16 protein-coding genes and 1 tRNA gene are annotated in these 13741 nt (G+C 45.8%); 5 read left to right on the forward strand and 12 right to left on the reverse strand.

All coding sequences use genetic code 11. From position 1 onward, the window contains the following. The first annotated feature begins 2 nt into the window (after positions 1-2). Positions 3-1274, forward strand: a complete 1272-nt coding sequence (locus D3H65_RS01275) for a response regulator (RefSeq protein WP_119048524.1) — start codon at positions 3-5, stop codon at positions 1272-1274. Position 1275: 1 nt separating this feature from the next. On the opposite strand, the gene D3H65_RS01280 is transcribed toward D3H65_RS01275, so the two are convergent. From D3H65_RS01280 to D3H65_RS01300, 5 genes are all read right to left on the reverse strand, one after another. Continuing rightward, positions 1276-1737: an NUDIX hydrolase gene (locus D3H65_RS01280; protein WP_119048525.1), complete on the reverse strand. Its 462-nt coding sequence runs from the start codon at positions 1735-1737 to the stop codon at positions 1276-1278. A gap of 3 nt (positions 1738-1740) precedes the next feature. Further along, positions 1741-2679, reverse strand: a complete 939-nt coding sequence (locus D3H65_RS01285; RefSeq protein ID WP_119048526.1) for a magnesium transporter CorA family protein — start codon at positions 2677-2679, stop codon at positions 1741-1743. A gap of 187 nt (positions 2680-2866) precedes the next feature. Next, entirely contained in the window at positions 2867-3412 is a 546-nt protein-coding gene (locus D3H65_RS01290; protein WP_162915338.1) for a DinB family protein, read from the reverse strand. Next, complete coding sequence (gene dapF, locus D3H65_RS01295; protein ID WP_119048528.1) at positions 3409-4194, reverse strand: diaminopimelate epimerase; 786 nt, start codon at positions 4192-4194, stop codon at positions 3409-3411. The genes D3H65_RS01290 and dapF overlap by 4 nt, the downstream gene beginning before the upstream one ends. Positions 4195-4324: 130 nt before the next feature. Further along, entirely contained in the window at positions 4325-5203 is an 879-nt protein-coding gene (locus tag D3H65_RS01300) for a nucleoside phosphorylase (protein WP_119048529.1), read from the reverse strand. Between the two features lie 94 nt (positions 5204-5297). On the opposite strand from D3H65_RS01300, the gene D3H65_RS01305 reads away from it, so the two are divergent. Further along, a tRNA-Cys gene (locus D3H65_RS01305) sits at positions 5298-5371 on the forward strand. Positions 5372-5656: 285 nt separating this feature from the next. Continuing rightward, positions 5657-6658: a hypothetical protein gene (locus tag D3H65_RS01310; protein ID WP_119048530.1), complete on the forward strand. Its 1002-nt coding sequence runs from the start codon at positions 5657-5659 to the stop codon at positions 6656-6658. A gap of 63 nt (positions 6659-6721) precedes the next feature. On the opposite strand, the gene D3H65_RS01315 is transcribed toward D3H65_RS01310, so the two are convergent. From D3H65_RS01315 to D3H65_RS01325, 4 genes are all read right to left on the reverse strand, one after another. After that, positions 6722-8581, reverse strand: a complete 1860-nt coding sequence (locus D3H65_RS01315) for a UvrD-helicase domain-containing protein (protein ID WP_119048531.1) — start codon at positions 8579-8581, stop codon at positions 6722-6724. Beyond that, the gene (locus D3H65_RS01320) at positions 8578-10560 is read right to left on the reverse strand and encodes an ATP-dependent nuclease (RefSeq protein WP_119048532.1); all 1983 of its coding nucleotides are present in this window, start codon (positions 10558-10560) and stop codon (positions 8578-8580) included. The genes D3H65_RS01315 and D3H65_RS01320 overlap by 4 nt, the downstream gene beginning before the upstream one ends. A gap of 330 nt (positions 10561-10890) precedes the next feature. Further along, the gene (locus D3H65_RS32745) at positions 10891-11046 is read right to left on the reverse strand and encodes a hypothetical protein (RefSeq protein WP_162915339.1); all 156 of its coding nucleotides are present in this window, start codon (positions 11044-11046) and stop codon (positions 10891-10893) included. Position 11047: 1 nt separating this feature from the next. Continuing rightward, complete coding sequence (locus D3H65_RS01325; RefSeq protein ID WP_119048533.1) at positions 11048-11233, reverse strand: hypothetical protein; 186 nt, start codon at positions 11231-11233, stop codon at positions 11048-11050. A gap of 679 nt (positions 11234-11912) precedes the next feature. Between D3H65_RS01325 and D3H65_RS01330 the strand changes: the two genes are divergently transcribed. Continuing rightward, positions 11913-12104, forward strand: coding sequence for a hypothetical protein (locus D3H65_RS01330; protein ID WP_119048534.1), 192 nt, complete (start codon positions 11913-11915; stop codon positions 12102-12104). 256 nt (positions 12105-12360) lie between these two features. Here the strand turns inward: D3H65_RS01330 and D3H65_RS01335 are convergent, their stop codons facing one another. Both D3H65_RS01335 and D3H65_RS01340 read right to left on the reverse strand, forming a co-directional pair. Then, positions 12361-12585: a hypothetical protein gene (locus tag D3H65_RS01335; protein ID WP_119048535.1), complete on the reverse strand. Its 225-nt coding sequence runs from the start codon at positions 12583-12585 to the stop codon at positions 12361-12363. A 146-nt stretch (positions 12586-12731) separates the two neighbouring features. Beyond that, complete coding sequence (locus tag D3H65_RS01340; RefSeq protein ID WP_119048536.1) at positions 12732-13040, reverse strand: hypothetical protein; 309 nt, start codon at positions 13038-13040, stop codon at positions 12732-12734. A gap of 173 nt (positions 13041-13213) precedes the next feature. Between D3H65_RS01340 and D3H65_RS33130 the strand changes: the two genes are divergently transcribed. After that, positions 13214-13456, forward strand: coding sequence for a DUF6922 domain-containing protein (locus tag D3H65_RS33130; protein ID WP_211345596.1), 243 nt, complete (start codon positions 13214-13216; stop codon positions 13454-13456). A 40-nt stretch (positions 13457-13496) separates the two neighbouring features. On the opposite strand, the gene D3H65_RS32750 is transcribed toward D3H65_RS33130, so the two are convergent. Next, a complete protein-coding gene (locus D3H65_RS32750; protein WP_162915340.1) occupies positions 13497-13700 on the reverse strand; it encodes a hypothetical protein in 204 nt (67 codons plus the stop codon). Between the last annotated feature and the right edge of the window lie 41 nt (positions 13701-13741).

The raw sequence follows: 13741 nt of genomic DNA on the forward strand, positions 1-13741 counted from the left end.
TAATGCAGCAAAAGATCTTATTGGTAGACGACCGGGAAGATAATTTGCTTTCCATGGAAGCCATCCTGGAGCCAGACGGCTACCAGTTCATAAAAGCTACGTCCGGCCGTCATGCCCTGAAGATCCTGTTAACAGAGTTCGACTTTGCCCTGATCCTCATGGATGTGAAGATGCCCAACCTCAGCGGCTTCGAGACCGCGGCCCTCATCTATGAAAGGGAGAAGCTGCGCCATATCCCCATTATATTCATTACCGCCAATAACTATGGCGAAGACAATATTTTCAAAGGCTACCGTACCGGGGCCGTGGATTATATCTACAAGCCCATCAATCCCGAATTGCTGCGGGCCAAGGTATCTGTATTCATCGACCTCTACCAGAAGAACAGGCGACTCCTTATGCAGGAGCAAAAGCTAAAGGCCATCAACAAAAACCTGGAAGACGAGATCAGCGAGCGCAAAGCTTCCGAAGAAAAGATCAAACAACTCAACCGGCAGTTGCTGGGCAATATTACCTTGCTGGAATCCGCCAACCGCGACCTGGACCGTTTCGCCTTCATGGCTTCCCACGACCTGCAGGAACCCCTGCGCAAGATCCGCACCTTCAGCGATCTGCTGGCTACTAAGTACAAGGATAGCCTGGACAAAGATGCCAATGCATATATCGACCGCATACAGAGTGCGGCGGCGCGTATGCAGGCCCTGATCAAAGACATCCTGGCTTTTTCCAAGCTCACTGGCGAGAAAGACAATTTTGAATTTACCGACCTCAATATCCTGCTCGATGAGGCCCTGGCCGATCTGGAGACACCCATTAAGGAAAAAGGAGCGCACATCAGTTTGTTGGAGCCTTTGCCGGCATTGGAAGTAAACCCCGGGCTCATCAGGCCTTTGTTTTACAATATCATCAGCAATGCCATCAAGTACAGCAAGACAGATGTCACACCACAGATCACCATCCGCTATGAATTGACAACCGGGCAGGAAAAAATTGCCGGTAATAATAAGGAGAATGCAGGGAAGTACTGCCGTATTTTTATGGAAGACAATGGCATCGGCTTCGACCAGGTATATGCCGAGCAGGTATTTGAAATGTTCCGGCGTTTACATGTGAGCAGTGCCTTTGAAGGCACCGGTATTGGGCTGGCCCTTTGCAAGAAGATCGTGGAAAAGCACCATGGCTTTATCTCCGCCCACAGTAAGGCCAACGAAGGCACTACCTTTATCGTCACCTTACCCGTCTACCAACCCGTAAAGGTCATGATGAAGCAATAACTCATTTCCCGGCTGCCTTCACCAGGTCAGCCACCACCTTATCAATCGGCAGTGTAACCACTTCCCCGGAGAAATCTTCCCAGTCAATAAACCGGAACGTCTCCGTTTCACCCGTTTGCCGGTACACTTCCATTTGCTGTTCATCAAAGTCAAACAACTTCGTGCGCAGGGGGGCCTTGATCGGTTCCAGCGCATGCGCATAATAATAGATCGCAATGATCTGCTGGTCGGGCGTAAAAGCGCTCATCTGAAAGAAATCCGTCGTATAGATATGATCCCCGATCCGCACCTCCAGGTCCAGCTCTTCCTTGAATTCCCTTTTCAGGCAATCCCGCGTGCCTTCGCCAAATTCCAGTCCGCCGCCGGGAAACTTCGTATAATAACCGCCACGGATAAATTCATCCGCCACCAATACCTGGTTGTTGTCGCCAAGCAGGATGCCGTATACTCTTACGTTAAACATACATTAGAATATTTTCTTCTTGAGGAAAAACCACCCGATCACGAGCGAGATCACGAGCGAAAGAAATACCGGGATATAAAATGCGTAAGGGGAGTCTTTATAAGGGATGGGCACGTTCATGCCATAGATACTGGCTACCAGTACCGGGAAGGTCAATACGATCGTGATCACCGCCAGGCGGCGCAACACTTCGTTCTGGTTATTGGCAATGATGCTGGCAAAGGCATCCAGCGTACTACTCAGGATGTTGGTGTAGATATTGGCCATTTCAAGCGCCTGTGAGTTGTCTACGATAAGATCCTGCAGGAACTCCTTCTCTTCTTCATTCAGTGCCAGGAAGTTCGTGCGTTCGATCTTCATCAGCAGCATTTCGTTGGAGCGGAGCGCTGTTACGAAATACACCAGGCTCTTTTGTATGCGCATCAGCTGCAGCAGCTCTTCATTCCGGTTGGCGGCATACAGCTTTTGTTCTACGATATTGCGGCGGTGGTTGATCTCCTTCAGCGAATCCATATACGTCTGAATGATCTTTTCGAAGATCTTCAGCGCCATCATCTTCCGGTTGTCCGGGTGACGGTTCTGGAAAGTGTGCAGGAATTTCTTGATCGCTTCGTTGTCGAAGCTGTTCACCGTTAATATCTGGTTGTGCGTAAGGATGATAACGATCGGGATCGTGATGTAGAGCGCATCACTTTCGTTGAACGAGTTGTTTTCCGTGGGTGCTTTGATGACCACCAACTTCACGTTGTCGTCTTCTTCAAAACGGCTTCTTTCATCGATATCCAGTGAGTCCGTCAAAAAGTCGAGCGGAATATCCAGCCCGTCCGCCAGTTCTGTAAATTCTTCCTGCTTCAGCGGGGGCAATACATTTACCCAGCTGCCATTTTCCGGTTTGTCGATGGCGACCGTCTGGTGATTGATATTTTTGAAGTACTGGATCATTTTGCCGGCGCAAAGGTAGGGGAAAACATGTTACGTGTTTTGGGTTTTGAGTTTCGTGTTGCCATCGCATGTAAGCGTTCAGGATCAGGCTAATACAACGTACGCTGCCCCACAGGGAGAACCCGAAACCCGGCACCTCAAACCCGAAACTCTAAACCCGGTACCCGAAACTCCAAATCCGAAATTACTATGAGCGTTTCTTCACAATCTCCAAATGATGATCCGTATGGTATATCGTAAAATAGCACAATTCCCGCAGCGTGATCTTGCCCAATAGCGGGTGCTTGACAATGTACTTGTCCAGCTGTTCGTCCTTCCAGTTTTTCCGCAGCGCCTGCAGGTAAATGGTGGTGAATTGCCGCCAGTGTTTGATCAGCTCCTCCTTATTGGAGTTGGGTTTCATATGCTTGGGAATATAGCGGCCCTGTGCTTTGCCGCCTGCCGCCAGTTTCTGCTGGTATTTTTCCACCAGCACCGGGTAGGGGCGCGAGTCCCGGTTGGGTTTGCCGCCAAATAGGCGCACCAGGAATTTGGGGAGCGCATAGGCCGCCGTGGCCGTTTTGGTGCAGATCACCAGGTGTTGCAGGTTTTGTGCGATCGACCATTTGCCGTCCGTTTCCCGGAAGAAAAGTTCCGGTGGCAGGTCTTTACAGAAAGTGGTGAACCGCTGAAAGGCTTTGTCTGATTCCCGCAATATGTCGTCGATAGTAAGGGTAGGGGGTAGTGGCATCATTTCAGTTCGATCCCTCCCTCGTACACTTTTTCTGCAGGACCGCACAGCCATACATTGTGAAAGGTATCTTCATCCACCCGGTCGTATTCTACCGAGAGTTTACCCCCGCGGGTGAGTACCGTTACGTCGTTGAAGCCGCGTTCGTTATGGTAGCATACCAGCGCGCTGGCGGTGACGCCCGTGCCGCAGCTGAGTGTTTCATCTTCCACCCCCCGTTCGTACGTGCGTACGATGATCTCGTCTTCCCGTTTCTGTTCTACAAAGTTTACGTTGATGCCTTCTTTGGCGTAGGTATTGTTGTAGCGGATGTCCATGCCTTTTTTGTATACGTCGAAGGCCATTACATCCGTCACCAGTTTTACGTAGTGCGGGCTGCCCGTGTCCAGGATAAAATCACCATGACTTTCCCGGATGCCATTCACATCCTTCATTTTCAGGCTCACCGTGCCGTCGTCATCTATTTCTGCTTCGTGGGCGCCATCTACCGCCATGAAGTGGTACATATTTTTCCGGATACCCTGGTGGTAAGCAAATTTTACCAGGCAGCGCCCGCCGTTGCCACACATCGTGCTTTCCCGGCCGTCGGCATTGTAGTATTTCATTTCAAAGTCATAGCCCGGCTTGGTATTGAGCAGCATCAGTCCGTCGGCGCCGATGCCAAAGCGGCGGTCGCACAAAAAGCGGATCTGTTCTGTATTCAGGTCGTTGTAGCGTTCGTCTCTGTTGTCCAGGATCACGAAATCATTGCCCGTGCCCTGGTACTTGTGAAAAATAAGTTTCATGTGGTAGATTCTTCTCCTGTTTTTGCTTTATGTCGAAGGGTGGGTCGCCCTCCGGTCCCGCCAATTGGCGGGATCACCCTGATCTAAAAGAGCCTGTCGAAGCCCAAAATTAATAACAAACCGACAACAATTATAACGTACTTACCACTTCCAATGTTTTCGTGATCAAACCCTGCACCGCCAGGCTCCCGTCCTTTGAGAATTCCTTAACAACCCGGTTGGCTACGATGGCGCTTAGCGACAGGCAATGGTGCCCCAGCAGGCGGCCCAGGCCGTAAATGCCCGAGGTTTCCATCTCGAAGTTGGTGATCCGGTGTTGACCGAAGGTAAAATCCGTGAGCCGGTCGATCAGGTTGGGGTTGCTGAGTCCCAGGCGCAGTACCCGGCCCTGCGGGCCGTAGAAGCCGGGGCAGGTGACCGTGATCCCCGCGTGGATGCCTTCTCCTGCAAAATGCTTCATCAGCGAGGCGCTGCCGGCGCTGATATAGGGCTGCGAAATGCGGTGGTTGAGCTGTGTTTGCGTGATAAAGGCCTGCAGCAGCTGTTTTTCGCTGTCATTTTCCTCGTGGCGGTAAAAGTTCATCAGGTTGTCGATCCCCAGGCCGTGCGTGGATACTACCCAGCTGTCCACCGGTATATCCGCCTGGAGCGCCCCCGAGGTACCTACCCGTATAATATTAAGTAGCGTATGTTCCGGTTTGATCGTGCGGCTGTCAAAGTCGATATTGACCAGCGCGTCCAGTTCGTTCAGCACGATGTCGATATTGTCCGGCCCGATGCCCGTAGACACCACCGACAGCCGTTTTTGGCCAATATAGCCCGTGTGCGTCACAAATTCCCGGTGCTGCCGCTGCACCTCCATCCGGTCAAAATGCTTGCTCACCGCGGGTACCCGGTCCGGGTCACCTACCGTAATAATTGTGTGGGCTAGCTCTTCTGGGCGTACATCGAGGTGGTAAATGGCCCCGCGATGGTTGATAATCAGTTCCGATTCCGGGATACGTTGCATAAAAATTGTGTTGCGCTGGTTTCAAATATCCAACAAATATCCTACTTTTGCACACCCCAATCGAACAGTCCATGTGCGGTGTGGGTAAATAAAGGGTCCTGTGGCCGAGCGGCTAGGCAGAGCTCTGCAAAAGCTCCTACACCAGTTCAAATCTGGTCGGGACCTCCAGGAAAAAGGGATCGCGTGAGCGGTCCCTTTTTTTCGTTTAAATACTCTGCCTAGATTTTGGCCATTATTTCAATTTACTGCCAATTAGTTTAAGACCCTTTTTACGAGGCGCTCGAAACAAATAGTCTGTCGGAACTCTTCATCGGTCATATACATTATTTAAAGTGGGCTTTAACACAATATTATTCCTAAGGGTGGTTGTCTGTATTTGTGTATTCGTTTCTACAATGTAGCATATTGCTTTTCAATTTGATTTTAATGTAGAAAATACAAAACCAGCATCTTATGTCTGAGGTAATGTTAACAAATGGGGCTGAAGGTAATTTACCTGCTCAGCTTGATATTGAGACTCTAAAATCAGTTTATTATTGGTTAAATGCGAAGCCTGATACACATATGAAGGTTTTTGGCGGCGCTCGTCTTGTAACCTATAATGATCTTTTAGACATTAATGCGAAAATTCAAGATAAACTACAAATCCATCAGCTTGTTGCCAATATCACTACTATTACAGTTATTTTCGAGAAAGGCGAAGTGAAATCTTTTAATGCTTGGGAGGTTTTTAAAAACAATCATTGGGAAGTTCCACAAAAAACTGAAAGCATTTCAATTAATTGGGACATTTCTATAAAACTACCTAATTATAAGCTGCCACAAAAGCATACATTAAAAGTTCGAATTGGCTCATCATTGCGTCCAAACGAAGTGTTTCACCTCATTGCTAATGGCGATGATGAAATTGAATTAAGAGAGAACTTATCTTTTTTAGTTTGTAAGGTAGATTTCATAAATATTATTTTATCTAGAGAACTTATTAATATAGTTGAGGTTTGGTATAATTCCCTTGAAAAGCTTCATCCGCAGTCCCGGATTCAAACTTTTTTAGAAAAACATAAATCAACGCTTTCAAGGGTGGGGCATTATATGACTACTACTATTGGCCTGGCTTTTTTGTTTATTGCCTTCAAAATTCATTTGAAATATATTAACCTAGTTGAATTTGGAAAAGAAGCATATCTCGATGGCATGTTTTGGGCAATGTTAATGTTTGCAATATACTTTGTCTCAAATATTATTGGAGCATCATTTGGTAGTTTTGTTTTTGAAAAAATAGGCAAATATCAAAATCCACATTATTTTAGTATTACTAAAGGAGACAAAAATGAACAAACTGAAATCAATAGAAAAAATAAAAAGATATCTTCAAATCTAATATGGCATTTCATTATTAGAGCTACGGTTGCAATAATATCATTATTAGTTTCCAAATTTATTTTACACAATTAATAAGTTGAGGTTTTCTAGATTCTATGGATTCTCCATTTCGCTATTATCTTACTGTCATTGTACTTAGGATATTTCGTTATGGATATCTATTTCAGAAAAATTATTGATTAATTGATGTATTTGCTGAATGCCATTGGCATATTGGGTACCCCCTCCTCTGGTAGGTAGTGGTCTGGTTTGACAGAACGTGAATAGTACTCTTTCTTTGGCTCTTGACAGTGCGACAAAAAAGGTATTATTATCAGGCGTTGTACTAGTTTGGTATGACCAGAATGCCGAGTCCTCTAATCCTACGAAAATTACTGTGTGAAATTCAAGGCCCTTACTTTTATGTATGGTCATAATGGGAATAGTATCTGCACCCCGCAAGGCGTCGAGAGCTGTAAGCATATTGCCTGTCAATGTATATTGCTTCAGCAAATATGTAGTCATAGCTTCCATAATCTTTCTGAGCCATTTCCCATCTTTGTATTGGGGATAGTTATCCTTTACCTTTTTTATGTTAGCATATTTGGCAATTTCACCTATCAGTAAATTGAAACCGGCTGAATTTAATCGTCCATTATTAAAGTTGTTTCGGGCGTTTTTGAAGAATGTGATGGTTTTGCGCCTCAAAGAAAGCATCTGGTCGTCTTCATAGCTCTGATTGATGAATACAAGAAAACGAAAAACATTATCCCAAGCAGTTGCTGACCGTGAAGAAAAGACAAGTTCGAGCGCATCTGCAATAAACACTGGGAAGGGTTCTGTCAGCAAATCCTGCAGTTCGGTTTCATCTCTGGCTTTGATCCCATGTTTCGAAAATAGCTCAATTAATGCTGGCGAGTAATACTCGGTTTTTTGCTTTACCAATATACAAATATTTCGTGGTGCCAATTGTCCATTCTTCAGCCAGCCGGAAATTTGGTCAAGTAGGTATTGGCGTTCTCTGTTGTGATCTGGGAAAAAGCACATGCGAACTTCTCCTTCAATATCTCCCCATAGGTCGGAGGGCACGGCTATTGCCGGTTTCTTCAACAACTGATCAACTAAGTAATTTTGGAAACGAATCAGCCGGGGTGCGGAGCGCCAGTTCATCGTTAGCGGAAAAGGCCTGGCCTTTGTATCGTTGGAATATGTTTCAAAGATTTTCTCTTTTGCACCGGCCCATCCCATAATGGTTTGCTTATCATCGCCCACCGCCGTGAAATTAGCCGGGCTATTGAGAAAACAGGTTTTTAAAAAATCGTATTGGATGTCGGTGGTGTCCTGAAATTCATCGAGGAATATATGCGAATAGGTCTGCTGCAGGATGGCTTTCACCTTTGGATTGACCATTAGGATATAGTCGGTCAGGCGCATTATCATCTGAAAATTCAGATCAGGGTTGGGTTGTCGGAGCATGTGCCGCCAAACGTCTCCTAGCACAGCAATGCTTTGATCGTTGGGGGACAACGGGAATTGCCGAGCTGTAAGGTATTTTTCCTGATTGCCCACGTTAGCGGTCCTGGCAAATTCCTCGTCCACGCTGAGAAATGCCGCTTCAATGGCTTGTTTCATTTTGAGGTTAACATTGTATTGTTGCACTTTAAAGCCCTCAGGCAGTCCGCGGCGGTAGCGATCAAAAATAGATTTGGAAAATGCATCGAATGTCATGGAATCAAAGCGCCTGGCCAGTGCCTGCCCACAACGCATTTGCACTCTATCGCGCAAATTATTGGCAGCATCTACCTTGAAGCTGATCGCAAGAATTTTTTTAGGCCATGGACAGCGGCCAGTTTGTAGTAGGAAAGTAGCTTTCTGAGCCAGAAGTTCGGTTTTCCCCGATCCAGGACCTGCAACAATCAATGAATTCCCGGTTTCACGTATAGCATTATGGGCTGCCCTCTCCATGTGCATGTTATCGGCTGGAACCCAGTCCTCTTCGCGAATGTATTTTTTCATACGATACCCAGTTTTTTCTTCATACGATTAATGATATCGACAAAGATGCCAGGTATATTCTGTTCGAAGATATCACCAGGAATTTTCGAAAGGGCTTGAATGTGAGTAACCGGTTTCCCACGGTTGAGAAAATGATAATTGTACCAGATCATTAACTCCCGATCGTCGTCGTCGTAAAGCCCTGTCGGATAGTCTTTGCTTTTTAAAGTAGCTGCAACGGCATTTTCAATGTACTCTTTAAATTCCTCTTCTTCCTCAACGCGATCAGGTATCCTCGGGCCACCGTTTCGGGGAATCAATTGTTTATAGTAATCTGGGAAGTTTCGCAGCATTAAGAAGTCTAGATCAAGGTTACGCACAAAAAATACGTCGTATGACTGAAGCCGACATTTCCAATATTCCAAGTTACTCATTTGTTGTTCTGAATAATTACGTTCATGCATCTCATCTAGCTCTTGGTCGGTAAGCGGGGCGCCTCTTTTAATTAGTACTTCATCCTGGACTTCGCCTTTGCTGATTAATTCCCGTAGCGCATATTGCACTCTTCCCCATCCGCCCATATACCTACCCATATCCAGGTCCAGCAGTGTTACATAGGGAACTTTCAAGCGTGTGAGTAACTTCCAGATATGGTTTACAAATCGGTGTCCCAAGGGGGCAAAGGTGATCAGGTTTTCATCGAAGTCCAAATCCATCGCCTTCATAATATGATTGAATATGACCTGTTCACTATCGCCTTCACCGATAAGTACCACACGGGCAAAATATATTTCAGGGAAATTTTGTACCGCTTCCTTCACATATTTATAGGCCTCATCTTGCGCATCGGGTAACTCAATGTCGTTGACCTCTGTTTGATCCTCATCGGTGATCCGGAAATGAAAAATGGACTCCGGCTCAAGCCTTTTTACAATGGCCGGTGTATGTGAGGAAAGCAAAACCATCGTGCCCGGCTGCACTGTAATGTCCTGAAGGATTTTTATCACCCTACCAAGTATCTGTGGTGCAATATGGTTTTCCGGCTCTTCCACCAACAGGATCGTAAGCAGCGGACGAATATTGTCTTGGTCGGCTTCCTCCTGCGGCAGTTGGCGCTCGATCTGTAGCAGCACACATACCATGCTGATGTAAAACAAAGAGCGATAGCCATCACCGAGATCGTCTATTTTAAATTGCCGGTGTCGACCGGGTGAAGGCGTGAAATGTATTTCGAGTTTTTTTAACATTTCATCGATTTCTCCTGTTCCGAATTTCATCGTCGCATCGCTGAAGCGCTTATCACTATGGAATTTTTCCCAGTTGTCCTGTACCGTCTGCTGGATAGCGCCAAAGGAATCAAGACCGGTGAAAAGATCATTGAGGTGCTCCACCTGTTCACGGACTTTGACCCGGAATTCGTCTGTGAGCGTAATCGTTTTCAGTAGTCGGTGTAGGATGGAGCCGGAAGCATACCGGAGCTGGTCAGCTGTTTTACGAAGGGCAGGGATATAGATTACCTGAAACACCCCATGCATGTATTTAGGAAATGGCTTTTTTTCATTGTCTTCACCAGCAGCAGAAGGCTGAGTAACAATGTAGAGTTGTGCATCGATTTCTCCTTCTGGAGTGGTGACTGATGGTGCCCAAGAGGCTTCCAGTAAAATACGGACAATGGGGTCGGCGCCTAGCACTTCAAGCGTAAAGTCGGTATCAAATAGCGCAGAGGCTGGATCGTCTTCATCAAAACAAAGATCGATTTCAATGGAGAGGGCTTTTTCCTGCGGGTCGAGGGAGCCTTCGTCGGCTGGTACATGGAAATCTTCTTTGCTGAGCAGTCGCTCTGTTTGGGATCCGAAAATTTTCCGAATCGCATCCAATGCTGCTGTTTTACCGGAGCTATTAAGGCCAATGAAACAATTAAGTTTCTGATTAAATTTGAGTGTTTGGGTAATAGGGCCGAATGACCGAAAGTTAGTAATTCGTAAAGCCGAAATTTTCATTCTAGTAATTTTGATGTTAGTTTAGTGATCAAATCCATATAAAACAAATGGGTATATATGCCATGGTGCGGACACTGCCTATTCTGAAATGTCAATTGTTAGTAATACATATATGGACTTATTTATTAGTAATAATGCTTCATAAACCCTAAATAGAACGAATAAGTGGAAATTGTTAACCATACTCTCCCGGGAAATTGGAGAAACATTAACACTATGAATTTTATGAGTTAAAGTGTAATCGGGTAATACTTCCTTACCTGCCGTATTTAAAGTAACTCAGGGGAGAAAGTTCCTTGTAATTCGATGTTCAATGTGTATGTCATAGCGCTAATTCTGCTTGATCACCAGGAAGCACCCTATCTTCCAGTCATCTATTTCCCTTTGTTTCTCTGGCGGCAAACTGTCATAATACTTTTGCGCTTCCTCCCTCCTTTTCCTGCGGCCATAGGCGGTATTGGGGTTGTATGGTTTTCTGGGTGGCATATTAACAGTGGCATTTAGAGCTGTCGACATAGGTTTTATTGCCATTGCTATTGTAATAGTAGCATCCGCCATTAGCCCCTTTGTAAAGGGTTTTACCGTTGTAGGTGCCACATCCGGTTTCTGTACCACCGGATTTGCCACAGGCAAAGGCTAAACTGATCAAAACTACCAGGAGCATTTGTTTCATAGCATGAATTTTAGGTTTTGAATATCGTTTCACACCAACCGAATTGAAATAACCACAAGATAATAGGGGCGGGGGACAACTATTTACGGGAATCCGTACAATGGGAGGGAGAGGAGCTTAGCAGGAATCACCGATAACAATACCCACACGCCTTCTTATGTCCCGACTCGATCGCCTGCTTCACCGTCACAGTATCGATCTTATACGTGCAGTTCCTATGCCCCTGGCATTTTTTGTTGTGGTAGGCATAGCTGGTAAAAGGAAGGAACAGACGACAGCAAGGATAAACAATACCTTCATGGGGAGAGAATAATACCAGTATAACTATTATCTGCAGCATAGATTGCCCTGGCCCCGGAGATCGGCTAAAACTTATCTTAAATCAAGTCGCCTGAATTATCTCATCAGCGCTTTCTCATGTGGACCTTAGATGCCATTTTCGAAATGAGATAAACTGGTTGGATTCACTGAAAGACTTAGCGTTATGCGGGAATTAGTGTTGAAGGCAGCTCTGTATTTCGCTAATCGTTGAAGAGATCAATACTTAGAATTCAATGTACGGCATTGAAAGCCAATAGGGCTACCTTAAATTGGAGTAGCTTTTCTGTTTATATAAAAACTTATATTTGTATTGTTATTCCCGGTTTGCCGCTGCTCTGCATGCATCCGGGTTTTTTTTATGTTTCACTGTCATTCTGGAATTGGCCCCTACAGGAAAGCAGCGAAGCAGCAACTCAAATTATTGTGGATCTCCTGCGGCGACAAAGACAACCTCATCAGTTTCAGCAAACGTACACACGATAACCTCAGCGATAAGGGCGTGCCGCATGTTTATTACATCGAACCCGGCGTACACGATTTCAAAGTCTGAAAGAATAGATTGTACATATTCTCTCTGTGCCTGTTCAGACCCGTTGATACAGCTATCTATGCTGCTTATACCACAGTGAACTGATTCAAAAAGTAAGGAATGAACTCTATAGTTAGAGAGCAACTGCCTGGCTGATGCAATATCCAGGCTATTCATGCATAAACAGGATTGCCGCTTTCAACAGATGGCACTCATCGGCAAGCTCTGTGAACTCATCCAGCTCCCGCTCATCCCCACCACCGCATATACGGCAAACTCATCCCTTCCTGCCAAATACATCAAAAAGCCGCCACACAAAATTATTGCGGCATGCCAGCCCATGCCAACACACGGCCACACCTTGCACGCTCACGCTTTCATTGAAAATAGGGTTACAATAGTCTGCACCCACAAGATCAGTTAGCAGCGTTTTTCCTTCGTTGCCCAATGCCTCGTTGCCTTGCTGCCTTTCCCCCCACAAGGCTGCCAAAAGTTTCGGCATAAAGCTTTAGAACATTTCCTCATCGCCTCATCCTGCACCAGCTGTATCAAGCGGGCACCAATAGCAATACACGCATTTATTCCGCGCTACTTTTGGCCTTACGCTCATGCCGCAATGCCAGCTGCGGGCAGCTTTTGCTGCTTTTTTTAATTTTTAAATGTATTAGCATGAAGTATTATCTCGTTGCCTGTACTACCTGCGTTATGGTAGGGATTGAGCAGTGCCGCATCTTCGTTGTCCGCAGGTCCCGGTGCGCAGCTTTTGAAAAGGCCTTTGCCGGTTACATCCTCCTCGTTGCCGCCACTGCCCAGGCATTGCCGGCTGCCCCCGTTGTCACATATGAAAAGGCCTCCGGGCCTTTTTTCTATTGTACCTGCCGAAGGGTACTCTACATAAGCAAAAACGCTTACATTAGCAGTATGACCAGGCAGTTTGAAAAATACAAAGGTATTCATCCGGGCATTGTATTAGAGCGGGAGCTAAAGAAGCGGAACCTTGTTCAGCGTCCTTTTGCTTTGGCTATTGGCATTGCACCACAATCATTTAACCAGATAATCAAAGGTAAAAGGGATCTGCCACTTCCAGTTGCTTTAAGAATAGATCGGGAGCTGGGCTGGAGGTTGGCACATTGGCACTCCTGCAGACCTACTATGCAATCGAAAAAGAACTGCAGAAAGATCAAACTGATGCACCCGATCTTTCCATGTTGCGAAAGGCACTGTTTTGGGATACAGATATTAAACAGATCAATTGGAAGAAGCAATATAAGGCAGTAATCCAACGCGTATTTGAACGTGGGAATAAAGCCGAAAAAGAAGAAATTACCCGCTATTATGGTGACGTGATCGTCAAGGCCGCGCTTCACAAGTAGTGATGTATTAGAGTATCAAAGGAAGCGGTGTTATGAAATGTCATCTCTTATCCCCACTCAGCCACTTAATAATAGTTTCTTCCGATATATCCAGGTAATGAGCGCAATCGGATATCGTAATCCAGCGTTGCTTCAGCTTTCCTTTGGCTTTCCAGATTTCATTGATCATTGCCCGGGCAAAACTGGCTGACTTTCCTGTTAGGTTTTGGATATCCTGGCAATGAAGTAATATTGGGCTATTCATAATGTCACTATTTAAGGTACTGCCGGGCCGGCTGTCCGGAC

The organism is Paraflavitalea soli, from assembly GCF_003555545.1.
GTDB lineage: Bacteria > Bacteroidota > Bacteroidia > Chitinophagales > Chitinophagaceae > Paraflavitalea > Paraflavitalea soli.